The organism is Pedobacter faecalis, assembly GCF_030182585.1.
Classification (GTDB): Bacteria; Bacteroidota; Bacteroidia; order Sphingobacteriales; family Sphingobacteriaceae; genus Pedobacter; species Pedobacter faecalis.
The window spans coordinates 262949-284248 of record NZ_JARXOW010000001.1; the positions used below are offsets into that span (position 1 = coordinate 262949).

At 46.8% G+C, this 21300-nt stretch carries 21 protein-coding genes; 15 read left to right on the top strand and 6 right to left on the bottom strand.

Translation table 11 applies throughout. The features are described from left to right. The first annotated feature begins 4 nt into the window (after positions 1-4). From QEP07_RS01160 to QEP07_RS01205, 10 genes are all read left to right on the top strand, one after another. Positions 5-865 carry a bestrophin family protein gene (locus QEP07_RS01160; RefSeq protein WP_285008141.1) on the top strand — a complete coding sequence of 287 codons (861 nt, stop codon included), beginning with the start codon at positions 5-7 and terminating at the stop codon, positions 863-865. Further along, positions 865-1767: a histone deacetylase family protein gene (locus QEP07_RS01165; RefSeq protein WP_285008142.1), complete on the top strand. Its 903-nt coding sequence runs from the start codon at positions 865-867 to the stop codon at positions 1765-1767. The genes QEP07_RS01160 and QEP07_RS01165 overlap by 1 nt, the downstream gene beginning before the upstream one ends. Continuing rightward, positions 1764-3599 carry a DNA topoisomerase III gene (gene topB, locus QEP07_RS01170; RefSeq protein ID WP_285008144.1) on the top strand — a complete coding sequence of 612 codons (1836 nt, stop codon included), beginning with the start codon at positions 1764-1766 and terminating at the stop codon, positions 3597-3599. Before QEP07_RS01165 ends, topB begins: the two co-directional genes overlap by 4 nt. Next, a complete protein-coding gene (locus tag QEP07_RS01175; protein WP_285008145.1) occupies positions 3596-4690 on the top strand; it encodes an MBL fold metallo-hydrolase in 1095 nt (364 codons plus the stop codon). Before topB ends, QEP07_RS01175 begins: the two co-directional genes overlap by 4 nt. A gap of 56 nt (positions 4691-4746) precedes the next feature. Next, positions 4747-5136, top strand: coding sequence for a hypothetical protein (locus QEP07_RS01180; RefSeq protein ID WP_285008146.1), 390 nt, complete (start codon positions 4747-4749; stop codon positions 5134-5136). A gap of 17 nt (positions 5137-5153) precedes the next feature. Next, complete coding sequence (locus QEP07_RS01185) at positions 5154-5942, top strand: hypothetical protein (RefSeq protein ID WP_285008147.1); 789 nt, start codon at positions 5154-5156, stop codon at positions 5940-5942. After that, positions 5926-6873, top strand: coding sequence for a tRNA (adenosine(37)-N6)-dimethylallyltransferase MiaA (miaA, locus tag QEP07_RS01190; RefSeq protein ID WP_285008148.1), 948 nt, complete (start codon positions 5926-5928; stop codon positions 6871-6873). Before QEP07_RS01185 ends, miaA begins: the two co-directional genes overlap by 17 nt. Before the next feature lie 87 nt (positions 6874-6960). Next, positions 6961-7470 (top strand): hypothetical protein, encoded by a 510-nt coding sequence (locus QEP07_RS01195; RefSeq protein WP_256006416.1) that lies wholly within the window; start codon positions 6961-6963, stop codon positions 7468-7470. A gap of 164 nt (positions 7471-7634) precedes the next feature. Continuing rightward, entirely contained in the window at positions 7635-8159 is a 525-nt protein-coding gene (locus QEP07_RS01200; RefSeq protein ID WP_285008149.1) for a DUF3347 domain-containing protein, read from the top strand. Between the two features lie 32 nt (positions 8160-8191). After that, positions 8192-9478 (top strand): citrate synthase, encoded by a 1287-nt coding sequence (locus tag QEP07_RS01205; RefSeq protein ID WP_256006413.1) that lies wholly within the window; start codon positions 8192-8194, stop codon positions 9476-9478. A gap of 69 nt (positions 9479-9547) precedes the next feature. Here the strand turns inward: QEP07_RS01205 and QEP07_RS01210 are convergent, their stop codons facing one another. From QEP07_RS01210 to QEP07_RS01220, 3 genes are read right to left on the bottom strand one after another with little or no spacing between them, the layout of a single operon-like run. Further along, entirely contained in the window at positions 9548-10162 is a 615-nt protein-coding gene (locus QEP07_RS01210) for a bifunctional nuclease family protein (RefSeq protein WP_256006411.1), read from the bottom strand. After that, a complete protein-coding gene (locus tag QEP07_RS01215; protein WP_285008150.1) occupies positions 10162-11133 on the bottom strand; it encodes an electron transfer flavoprotein subunit alpha/FixB family protein in 972 nt (323 codons plus the stop codon). The genes QEP07_RS01210 and QEP07_RS01215 overlap by 1 nt, the downstream gene beginning before the upstream one ends. Before the next feature lie 27 nt (positions 11134-11160). After that, positions 11161-11898 carry an electron transfer flavoprotein subunit beta/FixA family protein gene (locus QEP07_RS01220; protein ID WP_285008151.1) on the bottom strand — a complete coding sequence of 246 codons (738 nt, stop codon included), beginning with the start codon at positions 11896-11898 and terminating at the stop codon, positions 11161-11163. 80 nt (positions 11899-11978) lie between these two features. Here QEP07_RS01220 and QEP07_RS01225 point away from each other — a divergent pair, with 80 nt between their 5' ends. Both QEP07_RS01225 and chrA read left to right on the top strand, forming a co-directional pair. Then, entirely contained in the window at positions 11979-12314 is a 336-nt protein-coding gene (locus QEP07_RS01225; protein ID WP_256006406.1) for a tetratricopeptide repeat protein, read from the top strand. 11 nt (positions 12315-12325) lie between these two features. Further along, positions 12326-13528, top strand: a complete 1203-nt coding sequence (gene chrA / locus QEP07_RS01230) for a chromate efflux transporter (protein WP_285008152.1) — start codon at positions 12326-12328, stop codon at positions 13526-13528. A gap of 6 nt (positions 13529-13534) precedes the next feature. On the opposite strand, the gene dnaB is transcribed toward chrA, so the two are convergent. Then, positions 13535-15100 carry a replicative DNA helicase gene (gene dnaB / locus QEP07_RS01235; protein WP_285008153.1) on the bottom strand — a complete coding sequence of 522 codons (1566 nt, stop codon included), beginning with the start codon at positions 15098-15100 and terminating at the stop codon, positions 13535-13537. Between the two features lie 205 nt (positions 15101-15305). On the opposite strand from dnaB, the gene rlmB reads away from it, so the two are divergent. Then, positions 15306-16073 (top strand): 23S rRNA (guanosine(2251)-2'-O)-methyltransferase RlmB, encoded by a 768-nt coding sequence (gene rlmB, locus QEP07_RS01240; RefSeq protein WP_285008154.1) that lies wholly within the window; start codon positions 15306-15308, stop codon positions 16071-16073. A 28-nt stretch (positions 16074-16101) separates the two neighbouring features. On the opposite strand, the gene QEP07_RS01245 is transcribed toward rlmB, so the two are convergent. Together QEP07_RS01245 and QEP07_RS01250 are read right to left on the bottom strand one after the other, a co-directional pair. Continuing rightward, on the bottom strand, positions 16102-17193 hold the full coding sequence (locus QEP07_RS01245; protein ID WP_256006398.1) for a mannose-1-phosphate guanylyltransferase: 1092 nt from the start codon (positions 17191-17193) through the stop codon (positions 16102-16104). 21 nt (positions 17194-17214) lie between these two features. Next, positions 17215-18180: a KpsF/GutQ family sugar-phosphate isomerase gene (locus QEP07_RS01250; RefSeq protein ID WP_285008155.1), complete on the bottom strand. Its 966-nt coding sequence runs from the start codon at positions 18178-18180 to the stop codon at positions 17215-17217. An 88-nt stretch (positions 18181-18268) separates the two neighbouring features. Here QEP07_RS01250 and recQ point away from each other — a divergent pair, with 88 nt between their 5' ends. Then, positions 18269-20458 (top strand): DNA helicase RecQ, encoded by a 2190-nt coding sequence (gene recQ, locus QEP07_RS01255; RefSeq protein ID WP_285010718.1) that lies wholly within the window; start codon positions 18269-18271, stop codon positions 20456-20458. A gap of 11 nt (positions 20459-20469) precedes the next feature. Further along, positions 20470-21288 (top strand): 3-deoxy-8-phosphooctulonate synthase, encoded by an 819-nt coding sequence (gene kdsA / locus QEP07_RS01260; RefSeq protein ID WP_285008156.1) that lies wholly within the window; start codon positions 20470-20472, stop codon positions 21286-21288. Positions 21289-21300: the final 12 nt, after the last annotated feature.

The following is a 21300-nucleotide window of genomic DNA, read 5'->3' on the forward strand; positions in this document are numbered from 1 at the left end:
GCATATGGTTAATTATAACCCAAAGGATTGGTTCACCTTTATCTTCCATATCCACAAAGCCGATACGTTCAGGAAACTCTGGCCGCTGATGATAAGTGTGTCAATTTTGTCGGGCCTTATCGCCTTTCTTGAACTTAACTATCTCAAGCTGGCTGAAACAACCTACGTGAAGAATGTAGGCATGATGCATAATCTGCTTGGCTTTGTGATTTCTATGTTGCTTGTTTTTCGTACCAACACGTCGTACGACAGGTGGTGGGAAGGACGCCGCATGCTCGGGTCGCTTACCAACGTAAGCCGGAACTTCGCGATTAAAATCAAAGCGTTGAATTTGACGACCGAAGATAGCGTATTTTTCAACTATGCTATTCCCAAGTACGCTTTTGCCCTGAAGGAGCATCTCCGCGAAAAGCAGTACTTCGGCAAGAACAGCTTACTTATTGAAGTGGATGGGGGAAAGCATATTCCAAATCAGGTGGCGTCAAGTATTTCTGCGAAGGTTTTCGAATTACAGCGGTCAGGACAAATCAGCCAGGAACAATTGATTATACTTAATGGAGATATTCAGCAATTCACAGATATATGTGGTGCCTGCGAGCGAATTAAGAAAACGCCGATCCCGTTTTCGTACAGCGCCTTTATCAAGAAGTTCATCTTCATCTACGTCATCACACTGCCTATCGGCTGGGTGTTCAGTCTGGGATATTTCGTTGTGCCTATCGTGCCGTTTATCTTGTATGTGCTGGCGAGTCTTGAACTTATCGCTGAAGAGATTGAAGATCCCTTCGGCGTAGATGCGAATGATTTGCCGGTCGACGAGATCTGCAACAATATTGAGAAACACGTTGGGGAGATTCTGAACTGATGATCAAAATAGCCTGGCATCCGGCCTACTCGCATCCGCTTCCGGAGGGCCATCGCTTTCCGATGCTGAAGTATGAGCTTATTCCCGAACAGTTGCTTCACGAGGGCCTTATTACACCCGAAAATCTCTTTGCCCCGGAGTTGGTTTCTGAAAAGGTGGTTCTTCTGGCGCACGATGCCCAGTATTGGGCGGAACTGCGGGACCTGACATTGTCGCATCAGGCGCAACGCCGGATAGGCTTTCCGATGACGCGGGAGCTGGTTGATCGTGAACTGAGGATTACGCAGGGAACGATAGATGCTGCATGTTTTGCTCTGGAACATGGGCTGGCATTTAATGTGGCTGGTGGCACGCATCATGCCGGGAGCAACTGGGGCGAGGGTTTTTGCTTGCTGAACGACCAGGCTGTAGCGGCCAGCTATTTACTGAATCAGGGTTTGGCTCAACGCATCCTGATCATTGACCTGGATGTCCATCAGGGGAACGGCACGGCGCAGATATTCTATAACGAGTCGCGGGTATTTACGTTGTCGATGCATGGAGAAAAGAATTTTCCGTTCCGAAAGGAGCGTTCCGATCTGGATATTGGTTTACCAGACGACTGCGGGGATGAGGAATACCTGAGTAAGCTAGAACGGGCACTTCAGGCTGCTACAGCGCACAAGCCGGATTTTGTGTTTTATCTGTCGGGCGTCGATGTTCTCGAAACGGATCAATTGGGTAAACTCGCCTTATCAAAAGATGCATGTAAACATAGGGATCAACTTGTATTCGAGTTTTGTAAGCAAAATGGTTTGCCTGTACAGGTGAGTATGGGAGGTGGATATTCGGCGCACATCCGTGACATTGTCGAGGCGCATTGTAACACCTTCAAAGTGGGATTTGATTTACTGGGAGCATGAAAATAGTTATTGCTGAAAAGCCATCTGTAGCGCGTGAACTGGCGAAAGTCTTTGGCGCCACAACCAGGCGGGATGGATATATTGAAGGAAAGGGATATTCATTTACCTGGGCGTTCGGACATTTGCTTCAGCTAGCCCCACCCCAGGACTATGGCTATATTGGGTGGAGGCGGCAGCATCTTCCTATGTTACCGCAAAAGTTTAAGCTGGGGATCCGAAAAATAAAAACCAAAGATGGCATAGTCGAAGATCCGGGTGTACGCAAACAACTGGACATTATTAAAAAGCTGTTTGATGAGGCCTCGGAAATCATCGTGGCCACGGATGCCGGGAGGGAAGGCGAACTTATTTTCCGCTATATCTATTATTTCCTGAAATGCAAGAAGCCTTTCAAGCGGCTTTGGATTTCTTCGCAAACAGATGAAGCGATTAAGGAAGGATTCAGGAACCTCAAAGCCGGGACCGAATACGATACACTTTTTTATTCTGCGCACGCACGGTCTGAATCAGACTGGCTGGTTGGCATGAACGCCACCCAGGCCTTAAGCATATCCGCCGGCGGCCGTGCTGTATTGTCGCTGGGAAGGGTGCAAACACCAACCCTGGCTATGATCTGCGCCCGGTACCTGGAAATTAAGCATTTTGTGCCCCAGACCTATTATCAGCTTGCCATACAGCTCGATAAAGACGGGCAGCTGTTTAGGGCTATGTCGGCCGACAGCTACGATAGAAAAGAGGACGCTGAAAAAGCATTCGCGCTGATCGACGATGTGGAATCGGGCGTTGCAGAAGGGGCCAAGGTGCTTACCGTTGAGGCAAAGCCGCGAAAGGAGCCTCCACCACTGCTTCATGATCTGAGTAGTCTGCAACAGGAGGCCAATAAGCGCAGGGGCTTAACGGCCGATCAGACATTAGGTATTCTCCAGAACTTGTACGAAAGCAAACTGGTGACTTACCCCCGTACGGGAAGCCGGTATATTGGTGATGATGTATTTGCCGGCATACCGAAGCTTATCGAGAGTCTTGCAGGTCACGTAGATTTTGGTAAGCAGGCGCTGTTTCTGCAGACTGTGTCATTAAACAAACGCAGTGTGAACGCAAAGAAAGTGACGGACCATCATGCTATCCTGATTACAGGTGAACCCGCTAGTTATCTGACTGGTGATAAGCTCCTTGTTTACAACATGGTTGCCGGACGAATGCTGGAAGCTTTTCATCAGGAATGTATCAAGGAAATCACCAAAATAACACTTGAATCCGGGACGGTCTTTTTGGCCAACGGCACAGTGATCCGTTCTGCCGGATGGCGCAGTGTGTTCAACGACTTTGATGAAGAGAAGAAAGACGAGGACAATCCCTCGCTTCCAAAAGTGAAGGCCGACGAGCTTCTTCCAGTGGTGAAAAAGGCCTTGCTGGAAAAGCAAACGAAGCCAAAGGCGATGTACAATGAAGCGTCGTTGCTAAAAGCACTGGAAACATCGGGCAAGGATATCGAAGACGAAGAGCTTCGTTATGCGATGAAAGATAGCGGACTCGGAACGCCGGCTACGCGTGCAGCGATAATTGAAACGCTCCTGAACCGGGAGTATATTGTGAGAGAGAAGCGGAACCTGGTGCCCACGGCTAAGGGCCTCGCGGTTTATGAGGTTGTAAAAGAAAAAATGATTGCGCAGGCTGAACTTACCGGGCAATGGGAAAAGCGCCTGGAGGAAATACGATCTGGCGCTTCGGTGACCGATTTTAAAGCGGAAATTGTAGCATATACCAGATCCATTACCGACGAGCTTCTACAGGCAGGCGCTGGTTTGGCCGAAAAAATTGCCGTTCCATGAAAAGAAAGAAAATGACATATACACTTGTAATTTTAACCCTATTGGCGGCGCTTACCGTATGGGTGCTGTATCTCCCGATATTTGGAAAGGCGCCGGAGGGTGAAAGGCTGGATCGTGTTAAACGGTTGCGCAATTATAGAGATGGCGAGCTTCAAAATCTCTCACCAACGCCAGTAAAACCTGAAGGCGTAACTTACTGGGATATGCTGAAGGCAGTAATTAAGGGGAACGAAAGGTCGGTACCTACCGACCCGCTTCCGCATGTTAAGCCGGATTTTAGACGTGCGGATTCGGTTAAGGTAACCTGGTTCGGTCACTCTTCATATCTCGTTCAGGCAGATGGGATGAATGTTCTGGTCGACCCGGTTTTCAGCAAAAGGGTTTCTCCTTTTTCATTCATTGGCAGCAAGCAGTATCCGGGTACAGATTTCATCAGCCTGGAAGATCTTCCCGCACTAGATGTTATCCTGATTACGCACGATCATTACGACCATTTGGACTACTTCAGCATCGTCGCATTAAAAGATAAAACGAACCGCTTCGTAACATCGCTGGGCGTAGGTGCCCATCTGGAACACTGGGGGGTTGCGGCAAACAAGATCACCGAACTTGCATGGGGTGAAAATACGGTGGAGCAGTCGCTAAGCTTTACGGCACTGGCTGCGCGCCATTTCAGCGGGCGGCTCTTTAAGCGCAACCAAACTTTGTGGTCGGCCTTTGTGCTGCAAACTGCAAACAACCGGCTGTATCTCGGCGGCGACTCCGGGTACGATACACATTTTAAGGCCGCAGGTGAGCAATACGGACCTTTCGACCTGGCACTGCTGGAGTGCGGACAGTATAACGCCTACTGGCCGCTGATACACATGTTTCCCGAACAGACCGTTCAAGCGGCGCTTGATTTAAATGCACGGGTGCTCATGCCTGTGCATTGGGGAAAGTTCAGTCTGGCCCTGCACGATTGGGACGAGCCGGTGATTCGGGTAACCAGGGAGGCTAAAAAGCGAAATCTGCGTATTACCACGCCAATGCTTGGAGAATCTGTTATTTTTGGTGTGAATTATCCCGACAAGGCATGGTGGCAACGCTGATGTGCACAGAAAACAATATAAAGCAAAACGTGTTGTAGGTTTAAACCATTATCATTATGAATCAGGCTAAAACAGATTTCGTTGAGATTTTCCAAACCATACGGGCCTCTTTACAGCCCTATGCAACCATGGGGTTTGAAAACAGGGTAAACAGCGAGGAAGTTTATGATCTGTGGAGCAATAAAAACGTGGTTATTGAAGACAAGCCGCGCACAGAGGTGTTCTTTGCTTCAGTACAGATATTTAAAAGTCATGTGGGTTTCTATTTCATGCCTGTGTATGCCGAACCGGAAATTAAGCAGGTATTTGATCCCAATCTGCTGAAGCATTTAAAAGGCAAGTCCTGTTTTCATATCAAAAAGCTTGACGACACACTGTTGTCTCAAATTGAATCTGCACTTGCCGAGGGGTTCAAATTGTATAAAGAAAAAGGTTGGGTAGTATAAACTGGCATGTTGATCTCTTGGCGGGATTGGAACCGTTAGGCCAGCGGTTTTCCCTGCATACATCCGGTCCTTTTCATTTAATCTATTTTGAAAATTCTCAAGTCGCGCTCAACCTGATTTCATCAGGTACAGCGAAACTCCCTGAAATATACATCGAACTGCAGGATCGGTACAAGCAGGAGGGCAAGCATCTGTTTCATTTATGGGAAGACATATGGAACAGCAGGAGAGCACAGGTGATTGGCCGGCTACGTTCTGTGTTGGGGCTCAACACGCGTGTTCATGGAAGGCAAACATCAGTGTCGAGGATCAGCCAAACTGAGGCCGACACGTTTCTTAACGCCAACCATTTGATGGGGACAGCTAAAGCTAAACATCGTTTCGCGCTGAAAAAAGACGGGGAGATTCTCGCGGTGGCCTGTTTCAGCCATTTGAGAAACATCGACAGAAACGGGGTAAGATACCGTTCGGCCGAACTTATCCGCCTGGCTACGCTGAGCGGATACACAGTGACCGGCGGCTTCGGAAAACTCCTGAAGTACTTTATAGAGGCTTTCAGACCAGATGATGTGATGAGTTACGCCGATCGCGACTGGTCTCAAGGATTGGCTTACGAAAGGGCGGGTTTTCAGTTGGTTGAAACTACTTCACCTGCGGTTTTATGGCTTGATAAGGATACATTGGAACGTATTTTTGATCATCGTTTGCCGCCAGACTCCAGGAAAGAATCGTATATGAAGCTATTTAATACGGGCAATTTGAAATATATCTTATACTTGTGCTCTGATAATGGATATAAAGGTTAAACACCCGCTTATTGTTGTTTTGGGTCCGACCGCTTCGGGCAAGACGCGTCTTGCAGCCCATCTCGCCGCCAGATTAAATGCTGAAATCATTAGTGCAGACAGCAGGCAGATTTTCCGCGGTATGGATGTTGGGACCGGGAAGGATCTGCATGAGTACATCGTTGCTGGCAAAAGCGTTTCCTATCACCTGATCGATATTCAGGAAGCCGGCGCCCGTTATCATGTGCATGCTTATCAGGAAGATTTCTACCGCGTGTTTGAGCACCTGATACAAAAAAACGTTCTTCCGGTGCTCTGCGGAGGAAGTGGCATGTATATTCACAGCATCTTGCAGCAGCATCAATACACTGCTATACCTGTAGATCCTAAACTGCGGGAAATTTTGCTGCCGCTCTCGGTCGAGGAGTTGAGGGTTGAACTTGATAAGTTCCCCGAAGCATTTACCGCGCATGCCGACCGCTCCTCACATAAACGTCTGATCCGTGCTATAGAGATCGCGGCCTATCTGAGCAGTAACACGCCGGAAACGGCCAGGCGTCCTGAAATAGATCCGCTGGTTATTGGACTGTATACCGAAATCGCCAGAAGACGGCAGCGGGTGTCCGACCGTCTGCTTGCCAGGTTAGAGGGCGGACTAATTGAAGAGGTTGAATGCCTGATGAAAGCCGGGGTAAGCACGGATATGCTTAAATTCTATGGGCTTGAATATAAGTTCGTAAGCGCTTATCTCTTGAATGAAATGAGTTACGATGAGATGGTTGAGCGATTAGCTATCGCTATTTCTCAGTTTGCTAAACGTCAGATGACCTTTTTCAGAAAAATGGAAAAGGACGGTGTTCAAATCCACTGGCTGGAGGCCGATAGAGATTTTGAGGCATTGTATTTCAGTGCTTTAGAACTAACTCAGCAAAAGTTCGGCCTTGGCGGTTAATTTTTTTGTTACAAATGGCATGTGTTTTGCATTTAGACAGTCGGCACGCTTAAATGCCGCTATTATTTAAATTAAATGACGAACAACATGAAAAAATCGACTAAATTTTTAGCTTCCGCAGTAGCTGCAGTGGCTTTATTCTTCACAACAAATGTTAACGCACAGTCTGGCGATTCAAGGGCTACACGTCTGGGTATCGGCTTTAGTGCCGGTTATCCTACAAAAGACGCTTATAGTGTAGCACTTGGAGGCGATCTTCGTTTACAGAAAGATTTTAGCGCCAATATCTCTGGTATGCTGTCTGCTGGTTACACCAACTTCTCGGTGAAAGATGACTTCGGAGGCGGTAGCCTTGGATTTATCCCGGTAAAGGCTGGTGCCAAAATTTTCTTTGCAGAAAGCGCATACTTTTCAGGTGAACTGGGTGCAGGTTTCTCGACAGAAGACAACGGCAGCACTGCGTTTCTTTGGGCTCCAGGAGTGGGTTATGCCTTTGATAACGGTTTAGATCTTGGCTTGCGTTATGAAGGGGCTGAGTTTGACGGCGGAGGCATTGGACAGGTAGCATTTAGAATCGCTTATGGCTTCAGATTATAATTCTAATCAGATTTTAATCATCTAAAAGCGATATTTTGAAAAAAAGCCCCTGAAAAGTCAGGGGCTTTTTATTTATTTAAATTAAAATGCTAATTTACCCCAAACGATGAAAACGCCGGGTTAGGACCTGGAAACTGAATATTTACCAATAAAATTTGAACGGAATGAAAAAGTATATAGCCTTCGCCTTTTTAGTGGTCACTTTATCCTGTACGAATGCTCAGAAAGATCATGAGACATCTGCCGGCAAGGCTGATGTAAAAACGGGTACTGAAGTCGAGCTGACTGAAGCGGTGGACCAGGATATCTATGACGGCTACATTTCGCTGAAAAATGCATTGGTGGCATCGGGTTTTGAAGAGGCAAAGACCGCTGCCCAAAGCCTTAAGGCTGGTTTGGAAAAGCGTGAAGGCTGTGAGAGTACTGCCCTGCTTGCGGATCAAATCAGTAAGGCGCCGGATCTGGCTGCCCAAAGAAAACAATTTACCGCATTAAGCACTGATCTGATCGCCTTATTTAAACACGCCAGCCTGAGCAAAGGTGAAATATATGTGCAGCATTGCCCTATGGCCAATAGCGGGGAGGGTGGCGACTGGCTCGCCTCGGAGAAGAACATACGTAATCCGTATTATGGTGATGAGATGATGGAATGCGGTTCCGTAGTGGAAGAAATTAAAGCGAAGAAATAGTTAGTTTTGTTATTATAATATTATAAGTACATATGTCAGAAATCGCAGAGATTAAGATCGATGGGAAGGTTTACGAATTCCCGGTTATTACAGGTACCGAAGGGGAGAAGGCTATTGATATATCGAAGCTTAGAGACCTCACGGGTCATGTGACCCTGGATTTCGGCTTTAAAAACACGGGCTCTACGAAAAGTGCCATTACTTTTTTGGACGGAGAGAAGGGCATACTGAAATACCGCGGGTATCCTATTGAAGTACTTGCCGAGAAATCTACTTTCTTGGAAGTAGCTTATCTGCTGATTTACGGGGAACTTCCGAAAGCAGAAGAACTCCGTAATTTCCAGGCTGAGATCAGCAAACATACGCTTATACATGAAGACATGAAGAAGTTCCTCGACGGATATCCTTCTAAGTCGCACCCCATGGCTCAGCTGGCATCGCTGGTTTGTTCTTTGTCTACATTTTATCCGGAATCGCTTAACGCGAATTCCACTCCTGAGATGATGGATCAGACCATGATCAAGCTTTTGGCGAAGTTTCCTACCATCGTTTCCTTCATTTACAAAAAGTCGCTCGGTCACCCTTGGATTTATCCGAAAAACAAGTACGACTATGTGAGCAATTTCTTGAACATGATCTTCGGTCAGCGTACCGAAGAGATTGAAATTGATCCGGTTGTGGTGAGCGCAATGAATACTTTGCTGATACTCCATGCTGATCACGAACAAAACTGTTCGGCATCTACCGTTCGCATTGTGGGTTCTTCTGATTGTAATCTGTATGCATCGGTTTCTGCAGGTATTTCTGCACTTTGGGGGCCTTTGCATGGTGGGGCAAACCAGGCCGTGATTGAAATGCTTGAGCGTATCAAGGATGATGGCGGGGATACAGAGAAATGGATCAACAAGGCGAAAGATAAAAATGACCCTTTCCGCATGATGGGCTTCGGTCACCGAGTATACAAGAACTTTGACCCAAGAGCTAAGATCATTAAGAAGGCCTGCGACGATATTCTCGGAAAGCTGGGTATCGACGATCCTGTGCTGGAAATTGCAAAGAAGCTGGAAGAAGCTGCACTAAGTGATCCGTATTTCATTGAACGCAAGCTGTATCCGAACGTAGACTTTTACTCAGGTATTATTTATCGAGCATTGGGTTTCCCGACCGATATGTTTACGGTATTATTTGCTTTGGGCAGGCTCCCGGGCTGGATCGCACAATGGAAAGAAATGCACGAAAACAAAGAGCCGATTGGCCGCCCGCGTCAGGTATACGTAGGTCACACCAATCGCGAGTTTACAGAGATCTCAAAGCGCTGATCATTGCGCACTAAATAAAAAAGCCCTTGCTTAAACGATAAGCAAGGGCTTTTTTATTTAGCAATAAATTTATGCCTGGTTTCGTTTGTTTAATTCGTCCCTTATTCTCGCAGCCTTTTCATAGGCTTCTTCTGCAATTGCTTCCTGAAGTTTTTGCTGAAGTTCTTCTGTAGTCAGCGATTTGTATCCGGAACCAGGTATAGAGGTTGTGATATCTTCTGTGCCTTCTTCTTTCGGGATGTTGTCCATATTTTCCAGAAAAAGCAGGTCATTGCCCTCTATCACAATACCCGCCGAAGAGAGGATGAATTCGTAGGTGTAAATCGCCGCATTGAAACGCACTGCCAATGCAATGGCATCAGAAGTCCTGGCGTCAATTTCCTGGGTTACGTTTCCGTCCGTGCAAATGAGTTTTGCGAAGAACACGCCCTCCACCAGATTATAAATAAGTACTTCCTGGATCTGTATGTTATAGGTTTGCGCGAAGGTCTTGAACAGATCGTGCGTAAGCGGCCGGCTAGGCGTCATCTTTTCAATTTCTATGGCAATGGCCTGGGCCTCAAATGCACCAATAATAATAGGAAGCCTGCGCCTGCCGTTTACTTCGCCAAGAACAAGAGCATAGGCGCCCGACTGCGTTTGGCTGTAAGATAATCCGACGATGTCTAATTTTACTTTTTTCATTAAGATTTATATGCCTTTAACGCCTCTATTAATTTTGGCACAACCTCAAAGGCATCGCCCACTATACCGTAGTCGGCCACCTTGAAAAACGGTGCTTCAGGGTCTTTATTAATTACAACGATTACTTTTGACGAACTGACACCCGCGAGATGCTGGATGGCTCCGGAAATGCCGATCGCAATGTACAGGTTAGGGCTGATCGCAATACCCGTTTGTCCAACGTGCTCGGAATGTGGTCTCCAGTCTGCATCAGACACCGGTTTGGAGCAAGCTGTAGCAGCCCCCAGAAGTCCAGCCAGCTCTTCAATCATACCCCAATTTTCCGGCCCCTTTAACCCGCGGCCGCCAGATACCACAATCTCCGCATCAGGTAGGGAAACCTTATCGGTGGCCCGAATGATTTCTTTAACGACGGTGCCCAGGTCTGTCGCTTTCACGTCAGCCTCAAAGTCCTCAATCGAAACATCAGCAGCCGATTCCCTTACTCCAAATGCATTGGGATTCAAAGCGATCACTTTGATCTCAGAAAGAAGTTCTGTCGTAGCAAAGGCTTTACCTGAAAATGCGTTTTTCTTCACCAGGAATTTTCCGTTATCAGTACGCGGAAGCTCGATTGCACCGTCTACAAGTCCGGCTTTCAATTTAACCGCCACGCGAGGGGCGAGGCCTCTACCGGAAAATGAGTTCGAAAGTATGACGATATTGGCATTCTCAGCTTTGGCAGCTTCGCTTATAATGGAGGCGTAAGCCTGGTTTACAAAACTATGAAGTTGTTGATTACTAACGCGCAACACTTTTGAAGCGCCGTAGCTTCCCAGCGCCTTCAATTCATTCTCGTCAACGTTTCCTATTGACAAGGCGGTTACCTGGGTATTTTGGTCATCTGCAATGGCTTTTGCGTAAGAGACTGCTTCAAACACAGACTTCTTGAATTTGCCATCTACATGTTCTGCATATACTAAAACTGACATATCTTATATTTTAAAGGGAAGCACCGGTTAAATAACTTTTGCCTCTGTATGTAAAAATTCGATCAACTTCTCAGGCTCAGCAGGGCTTATTTGTTTTACAGCGCCGCGCGGTGCAGGCGTTTCAAATACCTGTATCCTGGAAAGTTCTTCCACTTCCTTTGCCTCCACAACCTGAAGAGGTTTGGTTCTGGCCGACATGATGCCGCGCATATTTGGGATCTTTGGTTCTGCGGTGCCTTCCGAGCAGCTTGCTACAAATTTGCCTGTAACCGATATCACTTCTTTCCCGCCTTCAATTTCCCTTTCCAGCGTAGCTGTTGTACCGTCAAAATCGAGCTTCTTAATGATGGAGATGGATGGTATATCCAGGAATTCACCGATCATTGCGGCAACCTGTGATCCGTTATAATCAATAGACTCACGTCCACACAAGATCATGTCGAACTCGGCTGTTTTTGCAAACTCAGCGATCTGAAAAGCAGTGAAATAGGCGTCTCTTGGTGAAGCATTGATGCGCACCGCGTCATCAGCGCCAATCGCCAGTGCTTTCCTGATCGTAGCCTCCGTGTGGCTCTCTCCAACAGTGACCGCGGTAACGGTTCCTTTGCCGCCCTCGCAAAGTTCGATGGCCCTCGAAAGTGCGATCTCATCGTATGGGTTTACGATAAACTGTACGCCTGCCGTATTGAATTGTGTATTATCGTTGGTAAAAGTTATTTTTGTAGTCGTGTCCGGCACGTTGCTGATACAAACTAATATTTTCATACTTATATATTTGTTAAGTAATAGAGCCTTTACAGGCATTTGTTCTTTTGCAAATCTAATTAAAAAAGCAGGTATAAAAAATGCAAAGCACCCGATTAGCCAAGTTATTGGATTTTTTAAACACTGACCCCAACGATCCTTTTATCTTATACGCACTGGCAACGGAATATGTGTCGCAGGGCGAAGACGATACTGCGCTGGATTATTATAACAGGCTTTTAAGCGATCATCCTGATTATGTCGGTACCTATTATCATCTCGGTAAATTACACGAACGTCACGACCGCAAGCAATTGGCCATAGAAATTTATCAGAGCGGTATGGCTATAGCACGGAGCAAACGTGATATGCATGCTTTTTCGGAACTGCAAGGTGCTTATAATAGTGCATCGGGGCTCGACTATGAAGACGACTAACTGAACTGGGTTTGATCAAAAAAAGGCAGCTTTTATTTCTCCGGAATGTGGTGTTTTTTACGTTCACCGCATTTGGCGGAGCTCAGGCGCATCTCTCGCTTTTACTGCGCTACTTTGTAAAAACCAACCGGTACATATCTGAAGAAGAACTGCTGGAGCTGCACGCGCTGGCACAGGTGCTGCCCGGGCCGGCTTCAACACAAACGCTCGTAGGTATCGCATACAAGGTGGGGGGACTGAAACTCGCGCTGATCACGTTCCTGATCTGGATCCTTCCATCGGCAGCTGTCATGACATTTGCGGCCATCAGTTACGCGCGGCTCGATCAGAAAGCAAGCTTTGCCGAAATATTGAAATTTATTGAGCCTATTGCGTTAGGGATTGTTGCTTATGGTGCTGTTACGCTCTCCAAAAGAGTCTTAAAAACACAGGTGTCAATTTTTTTGGCGATATCAGCTGTGATATGCACATTGGTACTTCGCAATGCCTATGTTTTTCCGATCGCAATTCTGATTGGCGGAATGATTTCTTCAGCACTAGAGGCTCCAAAGGAAGAAAGTGAAATAAGGGTAAGTTTGTTTTCGAACATAAACCGCAAAAAGCTGATCTACTTTTTTGCCGTGTTGTTGGTTTTTGCGCTTTTAGGGGCAATTATCAATAGAACCTCGCCGTTTAGTCTGCCCATCAGACTTTTCGAGAATTTTTACCGTAACGGAATTTTTATCTTCGGCGGTGGTCAGGTGCTTGTGCCGCTTATGTTTACAGAGTTCGTGCAGATGAAGCAATATTTGCACGCTTCAGGTTTTTTATCTGGTTTCGCCCTTCAGCAGGCAATACCAGGTCCGACCTTTTCATTTACCAGCTACATAGGAACTTTAACGATGCGCAATTTTGGCTATGGCTTAGCCGGACAGATCACCGGGGGCGCGGTTGCCGTGCTGGGTATAAATCTTCCCGGACTGATCCTTGTTCTGCTGATTGTACCTTTCTGGGAAAGCCTTAAAAAGATTACGCACATCAAGTATTCGCTGGCTGGGATAAATGCTGTAAGTGTTGGTTTTATACTGGCAGCGTTTATCCTGCTGGTTATGCCGGTCGGATTGAACGTAATGGCCATCTGCATTATGACGGTAACTTTTCTATTGCTTAATTATACCCGGATAAGCCCGCCTTTGATCGTTTTTGCAGGAGCCTTACTGGGCTATTTAATTTAATCAAGCTCAGAAGGGCGCATCGTCGTCGTGCATGTCATCCATACGCGAAGGCTTGATGATCACATTTCCCGGGCGGTCGAAATTCTGTGAAGGCTGCATACCCGCACTGGAATCCATGGAGAAGGAACTAGGTGCCGCAAAGCTTTCCTCAAGGTCGGCAAACTTCACGTATTTTCCGATGAACCTTAAAGGCACAATGCCCGTTTCACCGTTACGGTGCTTGGCAATGATTACCTCACCCACGCCAGCCTGTGAACGGCCTTGCTCATCTTCGGTAATGCCATAATATTCCGGCCTGTACAAAAACAACACCATGTCGGCATCCTGCTCTATGGAACCCGATTCACGCAAATCCGACAGCATAGGCCTTTTGCCATTTGCACCTGGTCTGCTTTCCACCGCCCGGCTGAGCTGGGATAGGGCCAGAACAGGTACATTAAGTTCTTTAGCGACCGATTTAAGGGCACGGGATATACTGCCGATCTCCTGCTCACGGTTTCCACCTCCGCCTTGTCCCTCGCCTTTACCATGCATCAGCTGCAGGTAGTCGATAATGATAAGCTGAAGATCGTACTGCGACTTGAGGCGCCGGCACTTGGCCCTGAACTCAAAGATGTTCAGTGCGGGCGTATCATCAATAAGAAGCGGGGCCTCGGTTAGCCGGCCAATTTTACTGTGCAATTGCTGCCATTCCCATTCGGCCAGGTTTCCCTTTCTGATCTTCTCCTGCTCAATCTCCGTTTCACCAGAAATGAGACGGTTCACAAGCTGTACAGAGGACATCTCCAGGGAGAATACCACTACTGGTCGCTTGAAATCGACGGCCGCATTTCGCGCGCAACTCAGAACAAACGCAGTTTTACCCATAGCAGGCCGCGCAGCGATGATGACCAGATCTGATGGCTGCCAGCCACCCGTGATGCGATCGAGGTCCGTAAAGCCAGAAGGCACACCAGTGAGCCCGTCTGTTTTGCTTTTGAGTTCTTCAAGTGTGGCCAGCGACTGCTTAATGATCTCGTCCATCTTTTGTGTATCGCGGCGAAGGTTGTTCTGAGCGATATCAAAGAGGTTTTTCTCTGCATGGTCAAGCAAATCGAAAATGTCGGTGGTATCTTCGTAGGCGTTTTGAATGATCTCGGACGATATCCTGATCAGCTCACGCTGGATATATTTTTGGGAAATGATCCGGGCGTGGTACTCGATATTTGCTGCCGAAGCCACACGGTTGGTTAGATTTGTGATATAGAAGGCGCCGCCAACCATCTCCAGCAAGCCGAGACTTCGCAGTTCGGCCGTTACGGTAAGGATATCTACGGGCTTCGACTTCTGGAAAAGCCCCTGAATAGCTTCAAATATCTGTTTATGAGCTTCATGGTAAAACACATCCGGTTTAAGAATGTCAATGACTGTGGAAAGCGCATCTTTCTCCAGCATCAAAGCGCCCAACACAGCCTCTTCAAGGTCAACCGCCTGCGGAGGCAGTTTACCCATGGTGTTCATGGACCCTGTTAACCTGTTCTTTCTCGCTGTAAAATTTCTGTCTGTTCCCGGTTTTGCGTTATCGCTGCTCATGACACAAAAATATACAAAATTTTGGCCCTTTGCGGCAACTTTTATACACATCACAAATTGCCTTGATTTGAAGTAGCTTAACTTTTTCCGTCGGGGTTATGCGTTGCTAACAAAAATCTGTGGATAAGCCCGGGGGTTTGGGGGTTTGAAAGCCACTTCGGTGCAAAGCGAAATATTTAGCTTATTTTTGCCTGAAATCAAGCATATGGAGTATACTGGTAAACCGCGCCGCGTGCGCGAGAGCAATGAGTTCATTTTTGGCATCCGTGCTGTTATAGAGGCGATCAAAGCAGGCAAGGATGTAGAAAACATTTATATGCAGCGCGGCTTATCGGGTTCGATCATTCTTGAGCTAAAGGCCCTGTTAAAAGGTACAGATATACCGCTTCATAATGTGCCGGTCGAAAAACTGAACCGGATGACCACAAAGAATCACCAGGGTGTGATTGCAGTGATCTCCGCCATTGCCTTTCAAAAGATTGAAGATATTATTCCGGCGATATATGAAAAGGGCGAAACGCCCCTGGTGCTGATCCTTGATGGGGTGACCGATGTCAGAAATATGGGCGCTATTGCACGTACAGCCGCCTGTGCTGGAGTTCATGCGTTAGTCGTGCCATCTAAGAATTCTGCGCAGATCAATGCCGATGCAATTAAGACTTCTGCTGGTGCCTTGTTCAGCATTCCGGTATGCCGTCATCAGAATCTGCATAAAACGGCGCTGTTCCTGCAGGAATGCGGTCTGCAGATCGTAGCCTGCACAGAAAAGACCAGCGATTTGATCTATGCGCCCGACTATACCTTGCCAACCGCCATCGTTATGGGCTCAGAAGATGAAGGTATATCCAACGAAATCATGAGGATGGCCAATCATCTCGCTAAAATACCGATGCAGGGAGAGATCAGTTCCCTGAATGTTTCGGTGTCGGCCGGCGTAATTCTCTACGAAGCCATCAGGCAAAGAACCTTATAGGCTAACCTGACTGAAGCGGCGCTCAGGGTTAAATGTACTTGGTCCCGAATTTCGATTTGACGTCGGCAACGATCTGCTTGATGCTTTGCTCAGCGTTCCTTGGACAGATCAGCAGGGTGTTGTTAGACTCTACTACGATGTAGTCGTGCAAGTCCTGAAGGATCACGAGCTTGTCTTCCGGTACATTCACCATACAATTCGATGAGTTAAACATCATCACTTTTTCTGCAGGTATCACGGCGTTGCCAACATAGTCGTGTTCTGCGATTTCGTAAATAGAAGCCCATGTGCCCAGGTCCGACCAGCCGAATTCAGCAGGCAATACATATACATTCTCAGCCTTTTCCATGATGCCGAAATCAATAGAGATATTGGTGCATTGCTGGTAAGCTGTCCCAATAAATTCAGTTTCATGCTCGGTGTTGTATATGGAACTTCCCTGCTGAAATATCTCGTGCATTTCGGGAAGATGCTGCTGGAAGGCATTGTTGATCGCTTTTGCCGACCAGATAAAAATCCCTGCATTCCAAAGGAAATCACCGCTTTGGAGGAAGGACTTGGCCAGCTCCAGGTTGGGCTTTTCCGTGAAGGTCTTCACTTTAAATATCTGCTGATCTCCCGGAAGCGGGGTGTCCATATACTGAATGTATCCGTAGCCTGTGTCTGGCCTGCTCGGTTTGATACCCAGCGTAATCAGTACATCACTTTTGGAGGCCGCATCAAGACATTGATTTATTGCCGCTACAAATGCTTCAGGATTGGTGATGGTATGATCGGAGGGGGCAACAACAATGGTCGCATCCGGGTTCAGTTGCGCAATCTTGGTAGACCCATAAGAGATACAAGGAGCTGTATTTCTCATAATCGGTTCTGCAAGAATCTGATTGTCGCCGATATCAGGAAGCTGCTTTTTTATGATGTCTGTGTATATCTCGTTGGTAACGATAAAGATATTTTCAGCTGGGCAAATTTTCAGAAACCTATCGTACGTGCTTTGGATCAGCGTTTTGCCAACGCCAAAGAAATCTATAAACTGTTTTGGATACTCTGTTCTGCTTACTGGCCAGAACCGGCTACCCACGCCGCCCGCCATGATTAATGCGTAATTGTTTTTGTTCATGTTTTAAAAAAAACGCCTCGTTTAAATGATCCCTTCCTGAAGGAGATCGTGTAAATGTAACATTCCAAAATATCTTTCACGATCGGTAACCAGCAACTGTGTGATATTATTTTCTTTTATGACATTAAGTGCATCAATGGCAAGGGTGTCCCTGTCTACCCGTTTTGGTGTGCTTGTCATCAGATCACTCGCTTTTAAGTTGGTCAGGTCCGTCTGCTTTTCCAGCATACGCCTGATATCCCCATCGGTAATAACACCCAGAATATTGTCGCCATCTATAACAACCACTGCTCCCAAACGGTTTTGACTAATTTCTACAATCACATCTTTAACGGATGCAGAAGGATGTATACTTGGTTTTTCGTTCTTAAGCGCCAGATCGCCAGCCTTGAGATACAATCTTTTGCCCAGAGAACCGCCCGGGTGATACTTAGCAAAATCATCACGGTTAAAACCGCGGGCATGGAGTAAGCACACCGCAATCGCATCGCCCATGGCCAGTTGAGCAGTCGTGCTGGTGGTGGGGGCAAGGTTATGCGGACAGGCCTCTTTACTCACTGCAGCATTCAGGACAAAATCGGCCATGCGGGCCAACTCTGATTCGGTGTTGCCCACAATGCCAATAAGTACGTTGCCGCCTTGCTTTAGCAGCGGGGCAAGCAGCTTAATCTCCGGGGTGTTACCACTTTTTGAAATGCATATAACGATGTCGTTTTTCTGAATCATGCCCAGATCGCCATGAACGGCGTCGGCCGCATGCATAAACACCGCCGGAGTTCCGGTAGAGTTAAACGTAGCAACAATCTTTTGCGCAATAATTGCGCTTTTGCCAATACCGGTAACCACTACTCTTCCTTCATTTTCGATGATAAGGTGGATAATATTAACAAAACTATCATCAATCCTGTCAATCAGTCCAGCAATCGCTTCAGCCTCGAGCTTTAAAGTATTGGCAGCGTTATCAATTATTGATTTTTTACTTTTCAAATAGAATTAATTAGTATATTGATGCTATGAATTAGTGCAAAATTATGTTATTTTGAGTAAAAAAAGCACGGAATATTTTATAGAGGAAATGGATGTGAAAAAGTCGTTGTTTGACAACTTGCAAACCTTTTTTGGTTTCGACAATTTTAAAGGTGACCAGGAATCAATAATTACCAACATACTTGAGAAGAAGAATACCTTTGTAATAATGCCGACCGGCGGGGGGAAATCCATTTGTTATCAGTTGCCCGCCCTGATGGAAGAGGGCACGGCGATCGTCATTTCACCGCTGATCGCGCTTATGAAAAATCAGGTTGATCAGCTCAGGGCATTTGGCGGAAACGACAGCATCGCCCACTTTCTTAACTCTTCACTTACCAAGGCAGAAAGCAACCAGGTTAAGACTGATTTGCTTGCAGGCCATACCAAACTGTTGTATGTAGCGCCCGAGTCGCTTTCGAAACAGGACAATATCGAATTTTTGAAGCTGATCAGGATATCTTTCGTGGCGGTAGACGAGGCGCACTGTATCTCTGAGTGGGGGCACGATTTCAGACCGGAGTACAGAAAGATCAGGCAGGTTATACAGGGATTGGGCGATCGGATACCAATTATAGCGCTTACAGCTACCGCAACCCCGAAAGTACAGCAGGATATTATTAAAAACCTGCAGATGTCGGACGCCACGCTGTTTAAATCTTCATTCAACAGACCTAACCTCTTTTACGAAATAAGGCCGAAGCGCGATGTGATAAAAGAGATCATCCGGTACATCAAATCGAACACAGGTAAGTCTGGTATCATTTACTGTTTGAGCCGTAAGAAAGTTGAAGAGGTAGCAGAGACGCTGAACCTGAATGGGATCAAGGCGCTACCGTATCATGCCGGACTGGAACCGAAGGTTCGGGCTGAGACGCAGGATAAGTTCCTGATGGAAGACGTGGAAGTTATCGTGGCCACCATTGCATTCGGTATGGGTATAGATAAGCCCGATGTGAGGTTTGTTATCCATCACGACATCCCGAAGAGCATGGAAGGCTACTACCAGGAAACCGGTCGGGCAGGCCGCGACGGGGGCGAAGGGATGTGTATAGCCTTTTATACCCAAAAGGATATCGACAAGCTGGCTAAATTCATGAAAGACAAGCCGGTTTCTGAGCGTGAGATCGGTACACAGATACTCAAGGAAGTTATTGACTATGCTGAGTCTGCCGTTTGCCGCAGGAAGCAGATCCTTCATTATTTCGGTGAAAACTTCAATGAAACGGGTTGTAACTGCATGTGCGATAATTGCAAACGTCCTAAGAAGCTTTTTGAGGCCGAAGACTCACTCATGGTATTACTTAAACTGGTTGATAAGATCGGCGAGAAATTTGACGACGCCCATTTACTCAATGTAATACTTGGGCAGGAAACTGCGCAGACAATCGCTTACGAGCATGCCAAGCTTTCTGAGTTTGGAATAGGGAAGGTTGAAGGTGAACTGCATTGGAAGTCACTCGTCCGCCAGGCGGTGCTGAATAATTTTCTGTCCAAGGATATCGACAATTATGGCTTGCTTAGGCTGACGGCCTTCGGAAGAAGCTTTATCGAAAATCCGTACAGCCTCAAGTTTGTGCTTAACGAGCTCCTGGAGAATGCCAGCGATGATGATGATGACGACGTAAAACCAAGCACTGGGGCACTTGACGCACAATTGCTGCAACTGCTTAAAGATCTCAGGAAAAAGATTGCCAAGCAAAAGAACGTACCTCCTTTTGTGGTGTTTCAAGACCCTTCACTGGAAGAAATGTGCACCCATTTTCCGGTTACTGTCGACGAATTAAAGCAAATATCGGGCGTGGGGCATGGTAAAGCCCTGAAATTTGGCGCACCCTTCCTCGAGATCATCAAGAAGTACGTTGAAGATAACGACATCGAGAGACCAGTAGATCTGATTATAAAAACCCAGGCCAACAAGTCCCAGTTGAAGGTTTCTATCATTCAAAACATCGATCGCAAAATCGGTCTTGAAGACATCGCCAGGTCTAAAGGCATCACCTACGATGAGATACTTAAAGAAGTGGAAGCGATCGTAAACTCAGGAACGAAACTAAACCTTGGATACTTTGTTGACGAACTAATAGATGAAGATCGTCAGGACGAAGTTTTCGACTATTTCCAATCAGCAGAGAGCGACTCGATAGATCAGGCGCTTAAAGAGCTCGGCGAAGCCGACTATTCACGTGAAGAGATCCAGTTAATGCGCATTAAATTCTTATCAGAGCTGGGTAACTAGCTACCGTTATTATGATCAATTTTCAGTTAGATAAATTAAAACATATCAATTCGGATAATTTCTTTTTGATGGCTGGTCCATGCGCCATCGAAGGGGAGGAAATGGCACTTCAGATCGCTGATCGAATTGTTGAAATCACCGACAAACTAGGTATCCCGTATATCTTTAAAGGTTCTTACCGCAAAGCCAACCGTTCTAAGGGAAGCTCTTTTACCGGAATAGGCGACGAAAAGGCACTCAGAATCCTTGAAAAAGTGGGCCAGACATTCGATATACCGACGGTAACCGATATTCACGAGAGTGGCGAGGCGGCTATGGCCGCGGCCTATGTAGACGTGCTCCAGATTCCTGCTTTCCTGTGCAGGCAAACCGACCTGCTCATTGCGGCGGCCCAGACTAATAAGGTCGTCAATGTGAAGAAGGGCCAGTTTTTATCAGCCGCTTCTATGAAATTCGCTGTAGAAAAGATCGTTGAGGCTGGTAATAATAGGGTAATCCTCACCGACCGGGGCAACACCTTCGGCTATCAGGACCTGATTGTCGATTATCGCGGACTGCCTGAAATGCAAAGTTTTGGTGTGCCCGTAGTTATGGACTGCACGCACTCGCTTCAGCAACCTAATCAAAGCAGCGGGGTCACCGGCGGTAGGCCCGAGCTTATTGGTACGATTGCTAAAGCAGCCATAGCAGTGGGGGCGAATGGCCTGTTTATCGAGACGCATCCCGATCCTGCCTGTGCTAAGTCAGACGGAGCCAATATGCTGCATTTGGATCGCTTAGAGGATCTTTTAACAAGGCTCGTTAGGATCCGCCAGGCAATAACTGGTTAGGACCTCTCTAAA